The organism is Acinetobacter sp. CIP 64.2, from assembly GCF_000369645.1.
Lineage (GTDB): Bacteria > Pseudomonadota > Gammaproteobacteria > Pseudomonadales > Moraxellaceae > Acinetobacter.
Window position 1 is genome coordinate 506179 of sequence record NZ_KB850121.1, and the last position, 16225, is coordinate 522403.

Annotated in this window: 14 protein-coding genes; 4 read left to right on the forward strand and 10 right to left on the reverse strand. The window is 44.3% G+C overall.

Features of this window, described 5'->3' with window-relative positions:
* Positions 1-3: 3 nt before the first annotated feature.
* The 6 genes from panC to mazG form a co-directional block, all read right to left on the reverse strand.
* Positions 4-849: a pantoate--beta-alanine ligase gene (gene panC, locus F895_RS14000; RefSeq protein WP_005239649.1), complete on the reverse strand. Its 846-nt coding sequence runs from the start codon at positions 847-849 to the stop codon at positions 4-6.
* Between the two features lie 3 nt (positions 850-852).
* A complete protein-coding gene (gene panB, locus F895_RS13995; RefSeq protein ID WP_004655682.1) occupies positions 853-1662 on the reverse strand; it encodes a 3-methyl-2-oxobutanoate hydroxymethyltransferase in 810 nt (269 codons plus the stop codon).
* 39 nt (positions 1663-1701) lie between these two features.
* Positions 1702-2190, reverse strand: a complete 489-nt coding sequence (gene folK / locus F895_RS13990) for a 2-amino-4-hydroxy-6-hydroxymethyldihydropteridine diphosphokinase (protein WP_005239650.1) — start codon at positions 2188-2190, stop codon at positions 1702-1704.
* Complete coding sequence (gene pcnB, locus F895_RS13985; RefSeq protein WP_005239651.1) at positions 2187-3641, reverse strand: polynucleotide adenylyltransferase PcnB; 1455 nt, start codon at positions 3639-3641, stop codon at positions 2187-2189. Before pcnB ends, folK begins: the two co-directional genes overlap by 4 nt.
* A 140-nt stretch (positions 3642-3781) precedes the next feature.
* Positions 3782-4207: a ComEA family DNA-binding protein gene (locus tag F895_RS13980; RefSeq protein ID WP_005239652.1), complete on the reverse strand. Its 426-nt coding sequence runs from the start codon at positions 4205-4207 to the stop codon at positions 3782-3784.
* Entirely contained in the window at positions 4176-4982 is an 807-nt protein-coding gene (gene mazG / locus F895_RS13975; protein ID WP_005239653.1) for a nucleoside triphosphate pyrophosphohydrolase, read from the reverse strand. Before mazG ends, F895_RS13980 begins: the two co-directional genes overlap by 32 nt.
* Before the next feature lie 102 nt (positions 4983-5084).
* On the opposite strand from mazG, the gene F895_RS13970 reads away from it, so the two are divergent.
* Positions 5085-5858, forward strand: coding sequence for an SDR family oxidoreductase (locus F895_RS13970; protein ID WP_005239654.1), 774 nt, complete (start codon positions 5085-5087; stop codon positions 5856-5858).
* Between the two features lie 45 nt (positions 5859-5903).
* Here F895_RS13970 and F895_RS13965 read toward each other — a convergent pair whose 3' ends face one another.
* The 4 genes from F895_RS13965 to cysM all read right to left on the reverse strand — a co-directional run bounded on the left by F895_RS13965 (position 5904) and on the right by cysM (position 11496).
* Positions 5904-8210, reverse strand: coding sequence for a RelA/SpoT family protein (locus F895_RS13965; RefSeq protein ID WP_005239655.1), 2307 nt, complete (start codon positions 8208-8210; stop codon positions 5904-5906).
* A 31-nt stretch (positions 8211-8241) separates the two neighbouring features.
* Positions 8242-9651, reverse strand: a complete 1410-nt coding sequence (gene rlmD / locus F895_RS13960) for a 23S rRNA (uracil(1939)-C(5))-methyltransferase RlmD (protein ID WP_005239656.1) — start codon at positions 9649-9651, stop codon at positions 8242-8244.
* A gap of 9 nt (positions 9652-9660) precedes the next feature.
* Entirely contained in the window at positions 9661-10482 is an 822-nt protein-coding gene (locus F895_RS13955) for a 3'-5' exonuclease (protein WP_005239659.1), read from the reverse strand.
* A gap of 90 nt (positions 10483-10572) precedes the next feature.
* Positions 10573-11496, reverse strand: a complete 924-nt coding sequence (gene cysM, locus F895_RS13950) for a cysteine synthase CysM (protein WP_005239661.1) — start codon at positions 11494-11496, stop codon at positions 10573-10575.
* 149 nt (positions 11497-11645) lie between these two features.
* Between cysM and F895_RS13945 the strand changes: the two genes are divergently transcribed.
* The 3 genes from F895_RS13945 (at position 11646) to F895_RS13935 (ending at position 16208) form a co-directional block, all read left to right on the forward strand.
* A complete protein-coding gene (locus tag F895_RS13945) occupies positions 11646-14456 on the forward strand; it encodes a GacS-like sensor histidine kinase (RefSeq protein WP_005239663.1) in 2811 nt (936 codons plus the stop codon).
* A 75-nt stretch (positions 14457-14531) separates the two neighbouring features.
* On the forward strand, positions 14532-15320 hold the full coding sequence (locus tag F895_RS13940) for a crotonase/enoyl-CoA hydratase family protein (protein WP_005239664.1): 789 nt from the start codon (positions 14532-14534) through the stop codon (positions 15318-15320).
* Between the two features lie 21 nt (positions 15321-15341).
* The gene (locus tag F895_RS13935) at positions 15342-16208 is read left to right on the forward strand and encodes an NAD(P)-dependent oxidoreductase (RefSeq protein ID WP_005239666.1); all 867 of its coding nucleotides are present in this window, start codon (positions 15342-15344) and stop codon (positions 16206-16208) included.
* Positions 16209-16225: the final 17 nt, after the last annotated feature.

Sequence of the window (16225 nt, forward strand, 5' to 3'; positions counted from 1 at the left end):
TTTTTATGTTTTAAAGTCGATTTGTAAGTTATCAATCAACCGGGTTGAACCAAGCTTGGCTGCAATAAATAACACCAAATTCTGGTCAAACTGTTGAATTGGTTGCAAGTTAGTTTGGCGAGCTTCTACATAATCCACAACAAAACCTGCTTGTGTCAATTGAGTAGAGATATTTTCTAACACCTGTGACAACGCCTGCCCTTCATGCAATTGCTGCTCAGCGCCTTTAAGCAATTGGTAAATCGTTGGTGCTACAGCGCGTTGCTGTTCGGTCAGATAACCATTTCGCGAGCTTAAAGCAAGTCCATCTTCAGCACGGACTATCGGCACACCAATCACTTCCAGTGGCATATTCAAATCTTGTACCAACTGGCGAATCACCGCCAATTGCTGATAGTCTTTTTGCCCAAAGAAAGCAAAATCTGGCTGTACGATATTGAATAACTTGGTCACCACAACCGCAACGCCATCAAAATGACCTGGGCGCGATTTTCCACACAGATCATCCGTGATTTGACCGACACTGATATTGGTCAAACGTGGTTGTGTACCATACATTTGCTCAACCGTTGGGGCAAAAATAATATCGCAGCCGACATCCGCCAATAGACGACTATCTTGCTCTAAAGTACGTGGATAACTCTCAAAATCTTCACCAGCACCAAACTGAATTGGATTGACGAAAATACTAACCACCACGACATCGCACAGTTTTTTTGCTTCACGCACCAAAGTCAAATGACCTTCGTGCAAGTTTCCCATAGTTGGTACGAAACCAATCAATTTTTTTGAACTGCGCGCAGGTGCCAATGATGCGGTTAAGCCTTGTATTGTTGTTTCAGTTTTCATGAATTAAAGCTCAACTTGGAACGTATGTTCCTTGGCTGGGAACGACTGGTCTTGAACTGCAGCATGATACGATTTAAATGCATCCACAATCGCGGTTTCACCCGCTTGCTCTTTCATAAAGTTGCGAACAAAACGTGCCACACGACCAAAAGTCAAACCAAGCATGTCCTGTACCACGAGCACTTGACCATCGGTTTCATTGCCCGCACCAATTCCGATCACTGGCGTATTCGGAAATAATTCAGCAATTTCTTTGCCCAATTGAGCTGGAACACATTCAAGCAATAATACCGCAGCACCTGCATCAACTACTGCTTGGCAATCTGCAATCAACTGATCTGCTGCTTCACGTGTTCTTGCTTGCAGCTTATAACCACCAAACACATGTACAGATTGAGGAGTTAATCCCAAGTGAACGCAGACCGGAATACCATTACGGGTTAACACAGTCACCAATTCGCTGAGCCAAGCTCCACCTTCGATTTTGACCATTTGTGCACCGACTTGCATCACGGTCTTAGCATTTTTCAAGCCATCCTCAAGTGTGGCATAGCTCATAAATGGCAAATCAGTCATAATCAAGGCATGCGCATTTCCACGGCGTACAGCAGCGGTATGATATGCCATATCTTCAACGGTGACAGGAAGCGTAGAGTCTCTGCCTTGAATTGCCATTCCTAGAGAATCACCGATTAAAATCGTATCAATTTCAGCCAATTCCATAGCTTTCGCCATACTTGCATCGTAACAAGTCAGGCATGAGAACTTGCGTCCTTCGGCTTTAAACTTTCTTAAGTCACTTAGACTAATCATGATGATGTCCTCTACAGGCGTTTCCAGAACGAAACAGTCTTAAGCGGTTGCCCAAGACTGATCTGCTATTACAGTCAAGTGAGCTTGCTGCACCAGTTCTAAATCTTTTAATGAATGACCATTCAGTTGTAAATGAGCATCTAAATCCAATAAGGGAAGAATCACAAAATCACGTTGTAACAGACCCGTATGTGGGACAGTTAAACGTTCATTTTGAATCTGTTCCTGACCATAAATCAGTAGATCCAGATCAAGGGTACGCTCTCCCCAACGTCGTAAACGAATACGTCCTGCCTCTTGCTCAAATTGTTGTAATTGATCTAATAAGGCAAGTGGTTCAAGTGTTGTATCCAGTTGAACAACGGCGTTTAAAAAGTTGGGCTGATCCTGTGGTCCCATCGGCGGACTTTGATAGAGCCGCGATATCTGTACAGCCCCCAAAGTGGCGAGCTTCGCAACCGCTTCTCTCAGAATTTGTTGCGAATCGCCTAAGTTACTGCCCAGACCAATATAGCTGCGAATACTCATTGGGTCGGCCCGAAAACCACTTGACTGAGATCACGTTGAACGCGCTTACGCTTGAGAATTGGGTGATCGGCATTGACTTGCCCAGAACCCGCTGTCGCTTTTTCAATAAAACGACTGGATGACTCATCCGCTCTGACACGCTCTTTCTTGGCACGGCGACTTCTTGGCTCAGGCACATTGACCAAAGGCTCAATTTCAGTCGACTTCGGCTCATCCACCTCAACTGCTTTACGACGTGTCTTACTACGTTGACGGTTGTATTGACGAATCACAGCTTCTTTTTGGTCTGTGGTCATTTCTTGGTAGGCTTCCCACCAAATGCCCATACCTTCCGTACTGCTATCACCTGATTTCTCACGTAACAACAAGAAGTCAAAGCCTGCACGGAATCGCGCATGTCCTGCCAAGGCTTCAATCTGCTGAGGTTTAGGATTGAGCAAGCGAGTTTGCATTTCCCATACTTCACGAATAAAAGTTTCGGCAAAACGAGGAATAATGGTCCGCGTCGCTTGACGTTTCAGCACATCCAAACCGGCTTGCGCACGTGCTTCCGCAGGCACAACCCCTTTGTTTAAATAGAAGTCACAACGCTCCAAGAAAGGTTTCCATAACAACACAGCATAGAAAAATGCAGGATTGATGGTTTTACCAATTTGGATCCGTTGATCGGTATTGCGCGCCGCACGCTCAATAAAAGCGGTCAAATTCGGTGGAATTTCAGCAAACAATTGTTTCCAGACACCAAACTCAATCAACATGGGTAATACACGGGTCAGGTGTCCCATGGTGAATAGCTTTTGCGACTCATCATATAAACGATGAGGTGAGACATCACGCAATAATTGCGTCATCTCGGCATCAAACACATCAAGAATCGATTGATCAATCTGAAAGTTGAGCTTTGCAGCAAAGCGTAAAGCACGCAACATCCGCACAGGATCTTCTTCAAAACGCTGAGCAGGTTCCCCAAGGAAACGTAAAGTACGGCTATTGATATCATCCACTGCATGGCAGAAATCAAGCACAACCGCTTTACGTGGTTGATAATACAAAGTATTGATCGAAAAATCTCGACGAGCAAAGTCTTGCTCGATCGTTCCCCAGTTATTATCACGAAGAATCATTCCAGATGCACTGGTGACTGCTTTTTTCGGTGGGGCACGGAAGGTCGCAACTTCAATCAGCTCGCGACCGGAATATACATGTGCTAACTCAAAACGCCGTCCGATAATTCGGCAACGTCGACCAAAAACCTCTTTTACTTGGGCTGGTGTAGCATTGGTAACCGCATCAAAATCCTTTGGATTAAGACCTAACATCATGTCTCGAACACCCCCACCCACAATATATGCCTCATAGCCGGCTTTAGTCAGACTATCGATGACATCTAAAATTGAGGAAGGAAGTTGAGCTGTGGACAAACCACATTTTGACGCACGCAAAGTTTGCAAAAGACACTGTCTCCTACGTCAGGACGTAAATAACAATTTGTCGCTAATCATAGCTCTAACACACACAAAGGGCAATTTATTCTGTTGGAAGTTTCAACAGTTCAGTCTGCCTAATCAATCACCTTTTTACCATTTCAAACTTATAGCATCAGCTTTGACTTATTTTTCTCAAGTAATTTTGGCCCAATGCCTTTGATATTCATCAACTCATCCACGGTTTTAAAGCCGCCATTTTTTTGACGATACTCTACAATGGCTTGGGCTTTTTTCTCGCCCACACCATTTAACATTTGTAGTTGCTGTAAGTTGGCTTGATTTAAGCTAATTTTATCACCCTGAATGTTGCCCGATGATGAAATCTGCTTCGGAAGCTGCTGAGTTGGACGAGATAAATAGTAATTATTATCGGCTTGTCTTGCCAATTGCTGATCACGTGCCTGCTGCTGTGCCTTCCACTGTTGATAAGATTGGTCAAACTGCTGTGCCTTGAGATGTGATATACACCCCAGGCACAAGATCATCAATAAAAAAAACTTATGTTTGCTGCGTGATTGCGGCAATCTCATGACTGCTCTCCTGAGCTTTTAATTGTCGTTTTGCCTGCTCCCAAAGCTCATCCATCTCGGCCAAGCTCATGTCTTGCAAGTCTTTCTGTTGTCGCTGTGCCTGCTGCTCAATAAAAGCAAAACGGCTTCTAAATTTATGGATGGTTGCCAGCAGCGCGGTCTCACTTGACACGCCCAGCTTCCGTCCCACATTGATTAAAGAAAATAAACAATCACCAAACTCTTCGTGGATATCCTCGGCACACTGGCTTTTCATCGCCTGCTGCAATTCTCCCAGTTCCTCATCCAACTTTGCATAAGCATCTGCAACCGTTTCAAAATCAAAACCGAGCTGAGCTGCTTTTTTTTGAATTTCATGTGCCTGTACCAATGCCGGTGCATGCTTAACTTCATCTAATCGGGATACTACTTTACCCTGTTTTTCTTGTTGTTTGATTTGTTTCCACAATTCACCGACCTGCTCGGAATCCAAATTTTGATATTTTTCAGCCTGAAAGACATGCGGATGACGTCGAATTAATTTTTCACTAATCGCTTCCACCACATCCTGAAAGTTGAATAATCCTTTTTCATCAAACATTTGGGATTGAAAAACTACTTGCAACAGTAAGTCGCCAAGTTCATTGCGGATTTCATCCACTTCGCCCGAGCGAATTGCAGCCTCAACCTCATATGCCTCTTCAATGGCATATCGTGTCAAACTTTCTGGTGTTTGTTGTTGATCCCATGGACACTTCTGTCTTAACTCTTGCATAATTGCCAATAACTTTTCCATGATGATCTCCAAACTAGATATAGCCAAATGGTTGCAGCTTAAACAAGCTTATGTCTAATATAGACGCACGCAAAAAATATCAATATAAAGCAAGGGAACGCAATGCAATATAGTGTTTTTATTAGTGGCGCCGCACAAGGAATTGGCGCTGAAATTGCCCGTCTTTTTCATCAAAAAGGCTTTAAAGTAGGCATCTATGACATCAATGAGGCACAGGCACAGGCTTTAGCTACAGAACTTGGAGCACATGCCAAAGCAGGTTATCTCGATGTCAGTCATTACGACCAATGGCAAACTGCCTTGCAAGAGTTTAAACGCTGGGCGGGTGAACTGAATGTTTTAGTCAATAATGCAGGCATTCTGTATTCAGGCGCATTTGAAAATACCCCCATCCAATCACATCACCGTACCTTTGATATTAATGTAAAAGGCGTTGCTAACGGCTGCCATGCTGCCCTGATACATCTGCAACAAGCCAGCTTTGCTCGCATTATTAACCTTTCTTCAGCCTCTGCGATTTATGGCCAAGCCGACTTGGCCTCTTATTCTGCTAGCAAATTTGCTGTGCGCGGTTTAACTGAAGCCTTAGATGTAGAATGGCAAAAATACAATATTCGTGTCTTGGATGTGATGCCGCTCTTTGTGCAAACCAATATGGTCAAAGATATGGATGCTGGCAGCATTCAACATATTGGTGTGGATCTCACCCCTGCCGATGTGGCAAAACAGGTACTGCATTTGGCGCAACACAAAGACCATGCCTTGCTTCCAACCCATACCCCTGTCGGGATCAAAACCAAACTCATGTATCAGTTATCCAGCATGAGCCCACAGTTCCTAAACCGACTCACCAATCTCTTTTTAGCGAAGCGCTAAAAATAAAAAAGCTGCATCGAAATGCAGCTTTTTTATTTTTATGATCTAGCTTCCTTGAACCAACCGTCTGGCACTGATAATCCCAGGTTGCTGCTCTAAACGAGCCAACAAACGTGACAACTGTGCCAAACCTTTGACTTCAATTAATAACTTCATGTTGGCAATACCATCTGCCTCAGAAATGGTATTGACCTGACGAATATTGATTTGGTCTGAGAAAATCACCTGTGTCAGATCTTTGAGTAAACCACGACGATCATAGGCTTCCACCACGATCTGCACACTCTGGCCACGCGTCGGTTGCATTTCCCAATCGGCTTCAACCGCACGTTCAGGCTCTTGTGTGGTCATGCGCAAGTAATCCGGACACGCGACCTTATGAATGCTGACCCCACGATTCAAGGTGATATATCCGCCAATCGATTCACCATGGACAGGCTGACAACATTGCGCAATATGCAACTCCACATTGTCCAACCCATCAATCAAGATCCCATGCGCCGATAAGGTATGGCTGGCACGTGGATTCAAGGCTGGCTTTAACACCAGCTCTGGTTCATCCTGATCCAGATGCATCTGACGATTCACTTGATTCATCAAGGCATGCAGACTGATATCACCACTGACCAAAGCCACTAAAATATCATCACCTGATTTCAGGTTAAAATGCGATGAATAGTCTTTTAAATCAATACTTTTTGGGTGAATCGCTAACCGTGCCAGCTCTTTATTGAGTAACTCCCGTCCAACTTCAACGTTCTTGCTGCGATCCTGCTGTCTAAACCAATGCCGCAACTTGTCACGCGCACGCGCGGTCTTGATATAACCCAGCGAGTTCACCAACCAGTCACGGTTCGGCTCACGATCTTTCTTGGTTAAAATTTCAACCTGCTCACCCGTTTTCAGGGTATAGGTTAATGGCACATAACGCTGGTTGACACGTGCTGCATAACACTTGTTCCCCACTTCGGTATGTACATGGTAAGCAAAGTCTAAAACAGTTGAACCACGCGGTAATTCTTTAATATCCCCGTCACGGCTAAACACATAGATCTTTTCAAAATTCTCAAAATCCTGAATCTGATCAATGCCATTCGACTCTTCATCTTCAGCATGGGGTGTGGTTTCCGTCCGCTCTTGATAATGCTCAAGCACCGCACGGAGAGAATGTAAACGATCATTGAAGGAATGATCGGTATTCTTGGCACCTTCTTTATAGTTAAAGTGCGAACACACCCCCAACTCTGCTTCGTTATGCATCTCAAAGGTACGAATTTGTACTTCCAGAGATTTATTCTCAGCAATCACTGCGGTATGCAATGAGCGATAACCATTGGCTTTCGGATTAGTAACATAGTCATCAAACTGGTTCGGAATGTGACGCCATAACTGATGTACGATGCCTAAGGCGTGATAACAATCTGGAACACTCTTGACCAAGACACGCACAGCACGAATATCATACAGCTGATCGAAGCTGAGGTTTTTGCTTTTCATTTTTCGATAAATCGAATAAATGTGCTTCACCCGCCCCGTGATTTCAGCCTGAATATCATAACTGGCCAATTCCGTTTTCAATTTATCAATTACAAACTGAATATATTGCTCACGCTCTAAACGCTTTTCATTGAGTAGAGAGGCAATTTCTTTATAACGTTCAGGCGCCAAATAGCGGAAGGCAAGATCTTCTAGCTCCCACTTCAGTTGGGCAATCCCCAAACGATGGGCCAGTGGGGAGTAAATCGTAAGAATTTCACGTGCGACACGTTCCTGACGCTCTTTGCTTGCGGTCGCCAACTCACGTAAAGCGTAGGTCCGTTCTGCCAGTTTAATTAATACAACCCGCACGTCTTCCGTCACTGAAATCAGCATTTTATAAATGCCGTTTAAATGTTCCCGCTGGTTATTATTAAAATGATCTTCTAAGCGTTTATTTTTTTCAATCAACTCAGACAGCTTACCCATTGCAAGGGTGCCTTGAACCAGACTCAAGACTTGCTCGCCAAACTGTTGCTGGATATCTTCTAGAGTAATCAGTCCCTCACGCACGCTACGATATAACACTGCCGCTGAAAGCGTGTCTTCGTCAACATGCAGATGCGCCAGAATATCCGCCATACCAATCCCGGTACTAAAGGTATTGATACGATGATTGTCCGTCGCTTGTAATTCTTTTGCTAAGGTTAGCTCCGCAACTTGTTGAAGTTGTTTTAGCTCTGCCCCATCCAAAATATCACGCACTCGGTCTAGCCAAGACACTAGACTACTTTGCGCTTCAGCGGCATGTTCTCCAGTCGCTTCCTCAGACAACTCTTGGAGTCGTCCAGGTAACTGCTCACGTACTGTGACCATACCATTCTCCTCTGGATATGTAACTCATTTTTTAATCGTTTATCTCTTCGATTTTTTCAAGCCGTTCAACTTTTTCAAACAGGGCAATCGATTCCACATGTTCAGTATGCGTGAACATATCCATTACCGCAGCTTTCTTTAATTGATAGCCATATTGTGCCAGTACACCTGCATCCCTTGCCAGTGTTGATGGGTTACATGAAACATAAACGATTCTTTTCGCTCCAAAATTAGGTACATATTGCATGACTTCAAACGCACCTGATCGTGGAGGATCAATTAATAATGCATCAAATCCCTGTTTCGCCCAAGAATGATGCGAAAAGTCTTTTGTTAAATCTTGTGAAAAGAATATTGCCTGAGACAAATGATTTGCTTGCGCATTTTCAGTTGCCCTTTTGACCATCTCGTCACTCGCCTCAACGCCGACCACTTGACCTGTCTCACCCACACAACGTGCAATCGGGAGAGAAAAATTACCTAACCCACAGAAGAGGTCCAGTACTCTTTCCCCTTTCTGTAACTGAAGCAATTCACATGCCAAGTGAATCATCTGTGCATTTACCCCACTGTTCACTTGAGTAAAATCTAAGGGTGAAAACGCGAATTTGACGGCAAAATCATCCAAACTGTAATGCAAACGCATTGCGGCTTGTGAATCATCCACACGATGTAAGCTATCTCCCCCTTTAGGCTGCAAATACAACTGCCATCCTTTGAGTAACGAAAATTGACGTAATTGGTTGACATCCGACACATTTAATTCATCCAAATGACGAATTAATAAGGCCACCTCACTGTCTCCCATTGCCAATTCTATATGACCAATATGGGCTTTGCCTGTAAGACTTTCGAGTAGTTTTTTTAGTTCTGGTAAACTTTCCGATAAGGTTTGATCAAGCACTTTACACTGCTGAATCGGGGTTAAATGATTACTGTGATGCTCACGAAACCCCATCACCAAACGGTTTTGCTTGGCAATATAACGCACCCCGATGCGGGCACGACGACGATAATCAGCTTTGACTGAACGAATGGGATCGAGCCATTGTTCAGGCTGCAATCCAGCAAAATGTTCTAGATGGGATTTTAATACATTCTGTTTTAACAAAATTTGCTCATCAGGATGAATGTGCTGCAAGCTACAGCCGCCACACACGCCGAAATGCGGACAAATGGGATCCACTCGGCCCCCGGCTGCATCACTCTCCAGCTTGATCATATCCGCTTCTTCTAAGCGTGAAGTCTGATTGGTAATCTTGGCCTGCACCGTTTCGCCGACAAGGGCATAACGGATAAAAACTTTCTTGCCGTGCTTTTCTTTAGGATGATCTGGATGCGTTCCATAATGCGCAATGCCACGCCCCTCATGAGAAAAAGCCTCGACTTGAAAGGTATAGCTTGGATATTGTGCTGGACGTTGTTTCGCTTTATGTTTCAAAAGATGAACCTAATTGTTTGGCGCAAAAGTATCTGCGGTGAATACAGTATATTGCGATGTTTGCTGCCATACCTGTAAAAAATCTGTTTGTTGCGTTTGCGTTTGTAAATAAGCAATGGTGGATTGAACTAAATGCTGATGATCCTGCTGATTTAATTGGCCTTTAAGCAACAGCCAACGAAGATAAACCAACCAGGTATTCAGTACATCACCTTCACAGTAACTGCACAATTCTAACCATTGTTTGTTCCGTACATATTCTGGCACATGATAGCCCGTCTCACCACGTTTTCCGGGAAAACCGAGCAAACAGGCAATATCATCCAATTTCTGGAAGTTACGACAATTAAACATCGCCATCACATCCATCAAGTCAACATGACGATGATGGTAACGGTTCTGATAGTTGTTAAAACGCTTTTGCTGATCAATTTCGCCTTGATCAAACAGACTCGGTGCAGAAAGCCCATGATACATGGCACGAAACAGAATCACAGGCAAATCAAATTGCGAGCCATTCCAACTGACTAAGGTGGGCTGCTTCTTGTCAAAAATCGATAAGAATTTTGCCAGCATTTCAGCTTCGCTATTTTGTTCCTGACTAAATGAAAACAGACGGTAGCCTTTTTCATCAATCCATAAACCGGAAATACAGACGATTTCATGCAAAGGTAACCGCTGAAAGTCCATCCCCGACTCTTGGCGACGAATTTTAGTGAGCGCCTGCTCCACATCAGCTTCAGGCAAGTCAAGATGATACAGATGTGCGCCTGCCTTTAAATCGGTCAGGGTCTCAATATCAAAAACTAAAATCGGAAAACGTAAATTCATCTTAAAATCTCTTCAAATCCCTCCCAACCTTCCTTTTATAAAGGGAGGAGTTTCCCCTTCTTTTTTAAAGAGGGGGGTTAGGGGGAGATTCTAATCTTGTACTGAGAATAATCCCGTTGATAAATAACGATCACCACGGTCACAGATAATGCAGACAATCACCGCATCTGGTTGTTCTTCTGCGATTTTAATTGATGCCCACACTGCGCCACCAGAAGATGTTCCTGCACTGATGCCCTCAGTACGCGCCAGCTTACGCATGGTCTTTTCCGCTTCAATCTGAGGAATATCAATGATGCGGTCGACACGGCTACGGTCAAAAATGGTCGGCAAATATTCTTCTGGCCAGCGACGAATCCCTGCAATGCTGGAACCATCCGAAGGCTGTAAGCCCACAATTTGAATATCAGGATTTTGTTGCTTGAGATATTTGGAAACGCCCATGATGGTTCCAGTGGTCCCCATTGAGCTGACAAAGTGAGTAATTTTCCCACCTGTTTGCTTCCAGATTTCTGGACCTGTGGTCAGGTAATGTGCATCGACATTATCTGGGTTACCGAACTGGTTCAGCACAAAGCCTTTGCCTTCAGCCTGCATTTGTAAAGCAAGGTCGCGTGCACCTTCCATGCCTTGCTGCTGCGTAACTTCAATCAACTCAGCCCCATAAGCCAACATCGCATCTTTACGCTCTTGGCTCATATTGTTCGGCATGATCAACTTCATTTTATAGCCGCGCATGGCTGCAACCATGGCCAACGCGATCCCGGTATTACCACTGGTCGCTTCGATTAAGGTATCCCCTGGTTGAATCTGGCCCCGTTTTTCCGCCTGAATAATCATGTTATAGGCTGGACGATCTTTCACCGATCCTGCGGGGTTATTACCTTCTAATTTTGCTAATACCGTGGCTTGGGTATGACACGCTAAACGCTGCAAACGCACCAAAGGGGTTTTACCGACATAATCATCCAGTAAAAATTCATCTGCTAAAAAATCAGTTTGCGTATTCGTCATGATCGACACCGATATTAAGGTGGCGACTATTGTATGAAAAAAACGGCAATACTGCACCATTTCACTCTGCTTTTTATTGCCAAGCAGATGTCCTTGATTTTCACAAAGCGTGCTAAGATGTTGCGCAGAATGATAAATCTGACCGCACTATGTCAAATTTCAATAAGACCATATCGAAACGTTTACGCCTCAATCATGCTTATGGGCAGTTGATTGCACTGATTCTTGTGCCAATTGCAATTTTGACCAGTGTAGGGATTCTTTGGGTTTTAGCAGAAACAACCAATTCAGCCAAACAACAACAACGCTCAGATGCTGCTGCGATTTTGGCACGTTATCACCAAACAGCAAATGATTTATTACGCTTGGTACAAGAACAACCAGATCAATATGATCGCGCTCAAAACATTATGCAAAAAATGTTTGATGAGAAGAACTTACAGCGTGCAGTCTTGATTGACAACAAAGGCCAAACCTATCTCAGTGTCGGGTATCAAAACAACCGGTTTTGGCCCAGTTTTCCAGAAAATCGTAATTTTTTCGGCCCAATTCCGCATAATCACAACAGTATTTATGGTTCAAAATTAGACAGCAGCAATTCAGATTCAGTCTGGTTGATGATTGAACTCGATAACCAACCACTCGAATTAGCACGCTACAAAATTCTGTTATCTCTGGTCGTGACCGGACTGATGACCTTACTGATTTTATTGTTCTGTTTAAACGTTTTCTCACGTCGCTGGCTCGCACCGCTCTATGAAATCCGCATGCAGATGCAACGTCTCAATGCCGACACCCTAGATCAGCATATTGTGGTGAACAGTACCGGTGAACTGCGTTTACTGCAGCGTGATATTGCCAATGTGGTGAAACGTCTGCATTTCAGTTTTTTAGAATTAAAAGAACATACCGAACAAACCGAAGAAGATTTACGCCGAACACTGGATACCTTAGAAGTTCAGAACATTACCTATCGCCAGGCGCGTGACCAAGCAATTTCATCAAACCAGTCTAAATCGGTGTTCTTGGCCAACATCAGTCATGAACTCAGAACACCGCTAAACAGTATTGATGGCTTTATTCACTTATTACTACGCCAACAAAACCTCAGCAATGAGCAGAACCTTTACCTGCAAACCATTCGCAAATCTTCTGCTCACTTATTGGCGCTGATTAATGATGTACTGGATTTCTCAAAAATTGATGCAGGTAAACTCGAACTCGAAACGGCTCCTTTTGACCTTGAAGAAGCTATTTTTGATGTGATGGATATGCTCTCGCCTTTGGCTGCACAAAAGCATATCAATATGGCGTTTTACTATGCAGAGAACATTCCCAAGCATGTGGTCGGTGATGCGCTACGCTTTAAGCAAATCCTGACCAATCTGATTTCCAATGCGATCAAGTTCACCCCTGATGGTGAAATCATCGTGCGGGTACGTATGGAAGATGATGAGATCGGGCAATGTTTACTGCATTTTAGTGTTCAAGACAGCGGCATTGGTCTGAGTGGCACTGATCGTAAAAAGCTGTTTGAATCCTTCTCTCAGGGCGATGCATCGGTGACACGTCAATTTGGCGGTACAGGACTGGGCCTCGCCATTTCCAAACAGTTGGTGCATTTGATGCATGGTCAGATTGGCTTTGAAGACAACCAAGAGCGTGCGCCAACCGAAAAAGGCTCGACCTTCTGGTTCACCGCTTCATTTAAAGTTGAAGAGCAGGATGAATTTGTTGAACATCCTCGTTTCGATCATTTACAAGTAGTGTCTTATCTCGCCCATCCTGCAACGGCTAGCGTACTGCGTTCATATTTAGAGAACTACCATGTCGCTCATATTGAAACACAATCGATTCTGGACTTATTCAGCCGTTTGAATCATCTCAATCAACAAGAAAATACTTGGCTGATTGTCGATCATAGTGGTGATACAGAGGCCTTACTCAAAGAAATTCGTCAACGCTATCATGGCAACTTAGCGGTTTATGGCTATCAGATGAGTCTGGAGCCAAACATGCTGAATGAATATCGTGCACGGCCATTATATCAACCGCTGAGTCGTCGTGAATTGGTACAGTTACTGGGTAATCAACCCATTTTTGAACAAGAATCCGAAGACTTTAACGGTCAAGGCTTGCATGTCTTGGCGGTGGATGACCATTTGCCGAACTTGATTGTGCTTGAAGCCCTGCTCGGTGAGCTCAATGTCACCACCACCAAAGCGTTGAGTGGACAAAAGGCCATCGATATCATTCAGGAACGCATCGAACAAAAATCACCGCCATTTGATCTCGTGTTCATGGACATTCAAATGCCAGTCATGTCCGGGATTGATACCACACGTGCGATTCGCTCTCTCGAGTCAACCTTGGACAACGGTATGCAATTGCCGATCATTGCACTCACCGCCCATGCGCTGGCCGATGAAAAGCAAAAGCTACTCAAAGTTGGTATGAATGATTATGTGACCAAGCCCATCCAGATGGAGCAGATTATTCAAATTCTGACCCACTGGACCAAAAACAATTTCAGTACTCAGCCTGCGACGACTGAGCCGAAGCGCCCAACTGAATCCATTGATCCACAAATCTTAAACTGGCAGCAAAGCGTGCAGCTTGCAGCCAATAAAGAAGATTTGGCGCAAGATTTATTGAATATGCTGGTCGATAGCTTTGATACTGAGCTGGCAGAAATGCAGCAATTGATTGAAATGGAAGATTTTCCACAACTGGAACACGTCCTGCATCGCCTCTATGGCGCAACCCGTTATGTCGGCACACCCAACTTGCAGCAAGTCTCTGGTGAATTTGAACAATTTGTCTCGACGCTACGTAAAGAACGGCGCAAGGCTGATGATGTGTTTATTCGTGAGACCAATCATCGTTTCAATGAGCTCAGCACAGCCATTGAACAGGTTCGACAGGCGGCTAATTTAATCTTGCATAGCTACGATAATTAACGTGACTGCCCTGTCATGTTTCGACACAGGGACTCATGTTATGCTGCCGAATCAAACACAATAAGAGTAAGGCAGATGGCACTTTTACGCGTTGAAAAGAACAATGGAATCGCAACCGTTTCCTTAAACCGTCCAGATAAACGTAATGCAATGAGCTTTGCCTTACTCAAAGAACTGGTGGCAACTGCAAAAAAAATTGAAAAAGATCGTTCAATCCGTTGTGTCATCCTGACTGGTGAAGCACAGGTGTTTAGTGCAGGCATCGACCTTTCTGATTTAAACAATCCTAAAAATACCGCTTTTGCAGCATGGGAACTGATAAAGCCTGGACAAAGTCTATTCCAGAAGGCTTTCCTGATTTGGCAAAATTTACCAATCCCTGTGATTGCAGCAATCGAAGGCTATTGCTTCGGTGCAGGCATGCAACTGGCGCTAGCTGCGGACATTCGCATTGCAACACCAACTAGCCAAATGTCGATTATGGAAAGCCGCTGGGGGCTTGTACCAGACATGGGACTGACCCGCTCACTTAAAGGGCTGATTGGGGTTGACCTTGCCAAAGAACTGACACTCACTGCACGTATCTTTGATGCTGAATATGCCAAGCAAATTGGTCTAGTCACTCATTTAGACAATGACCCATTAGCAAAAGCGAACAGCATTGCTGAAGAAATTTTACAACGTTCACCAGATGCCATCATGGCAGCCAAACGTGTCTTGGATGCGATGGAACACCAACCAGAAAAAGCATTGCGTTTAGAAAAACTTTGGCAACTCAAGCTACTCTTGGGTAAAAACAGTAGCTTGGCTCGTAAAAAGGACAAAAACCCAGAGATTCAATTCCTGCCGCGCCAATACAAATAATCCTAACGGGAGCACATTCACATGCATGCGAATCAAAAAACACCAATCGCTTTTTTGGGTATGGGGTTAATGGGCACACGTATGGCAAGCCGACTATTGCATGCAGGTTATTCTGTTGCAGTCTGGAATCGCAGTCCACATGCATGTGAACCGCTCCTTCAACAAGGTGCATCATTATTAGCGATCGATCAGATTGCCCTTTATCCCGTTATTTTGACGTGTTTGGCCGACGATCAGGCGATGCAAAGTGTTTTTGCCCAGATTCAACCGTATTTACAAGCACAGCAAGTTATTGTTGATTTCTCTAGTTTATCGGTGCCTGCAACACAACAACTGGCTCAATCTGCTCAACAGCAGCAGGTCACTTGGATTGACTCCCCTGTATCCGGCGGCACTATTGGTGCAGAGCAAGGCACATTGGTTATTTTTGCTGGCGGTGATGCAGAAACCATCGAGCAGCTCACCCCGATTTACAATGTACTGTCGCAGCGTGTAACTCGGATGGGCACATCGGGTACTGGGCAAGCCACCAAAATTTGTAATCAACTGATTGTTGCTGCCAACAGCACCCTGATCGCAGAAGCAGTCGCCCTTGCCGATCAAGCAGGCGTCGACACCGCATTACTCGCACCCGCACTTGCAGGTGGTTTTGCCGACTCAAAGCCCTTTCAAATCCTTGCACCACGTATGGCAACTCAAACTTTTGAGCCTGTACAGTGGAAAGTGCAAACCTTATCAAAAGACTTAAACAATGCCTTACTTTTGGCACAAAGTTTTAACTTAAAGATACCTGTTGCACAAAAAGCTCTATTACAGTTACAAGCCCACCAAGAAAATGGCTTTGCTGATAAGGATTTAGCGACTATTATCAAAATTACAGAACAATAAATAGGATCTATTGATTC

Bases quoted from the DNA above. Each gene is read 5' to 3' on its own strand.
- panC (WP_005239649.1), bottom strand. From the start codon at position 849: ATGAAAACTGAAACAACAATACAAGGCTTAACCGCATCATTGGCACCT.
- panB (WP_004655682.1), bottom strand. From the start codon at position 1,662: ATGATTAGTCTAAGTGACTTAAGAAAGTTTAAAGCCGAAGGACGCAAG.
- folK (WP_005239650.1), bottom strand. From the start codon at position 2,190: ATGAGTATTCGCAGCTATATTGGTCTGGGCAGTAACTTAGGCGATTCG.
- F895_RS13980 (WP_005239652.1), bottom strand. From the start codon at position 4,207: ATGAGATTGCCGCAATCACGCAGCAAACATAAGTTTTTTTTATTGATG.
- mazG (WP_005239653.1), bottom strand. From the start codon at position 4,982: ATGGAAAAGTTATTGGCAATTATGCAAGAGTTAAGACAGAAGTGTCCA.
- F895_RS13970 (WP_005239654.1), top strand. From the start codon at position 5,085: ATGCAATATAGTGTTTTTATTAGTGGCGCCGCACAAGGAATTGGCGCT.
- F895_RS13965 (WP_005239655.1), bottom strand. From the start codon at position 8,210: ATGGTCACAGTACGTGAGCAGTTACCTGGACGACTCCAAGAGTTGTCT.
- F895_RS13955 (WP_005239659.1), bottom strand. From the start codon at position 10,482: ATGAATTTACGTTTTCCGATTTTAGTTTTTGATATTGAGACCCTGACC.
- cysM (WP_005239661.1), bottom strand. From the start codon at position 11,496: ATGACGAATACGCAAACTGATTTTTTAGCAGATGAATTTTTACTGGAT.
- F895_RS13945 (WP_005239663.1), top strand. From the start codon at position 11,646: ATGTCAAATTTCAATAAGACCATATCGAAACGTTTACGCCTCAATCAT.
- F895_RS13940 (WP_005239664.1), top strand. From the start codon at position 14,532: ATGGCACTTTTACGCGTTGAAAAGAACAATGGAATCGCAACCGTTTCC.
- F895_RS13935 (WP_005239666.1), top strand. From the start codon at position 15,342: ATGCATGCGAATCAAAAAACACCAATCGCTTTTTTGGGTATGGGGTTA.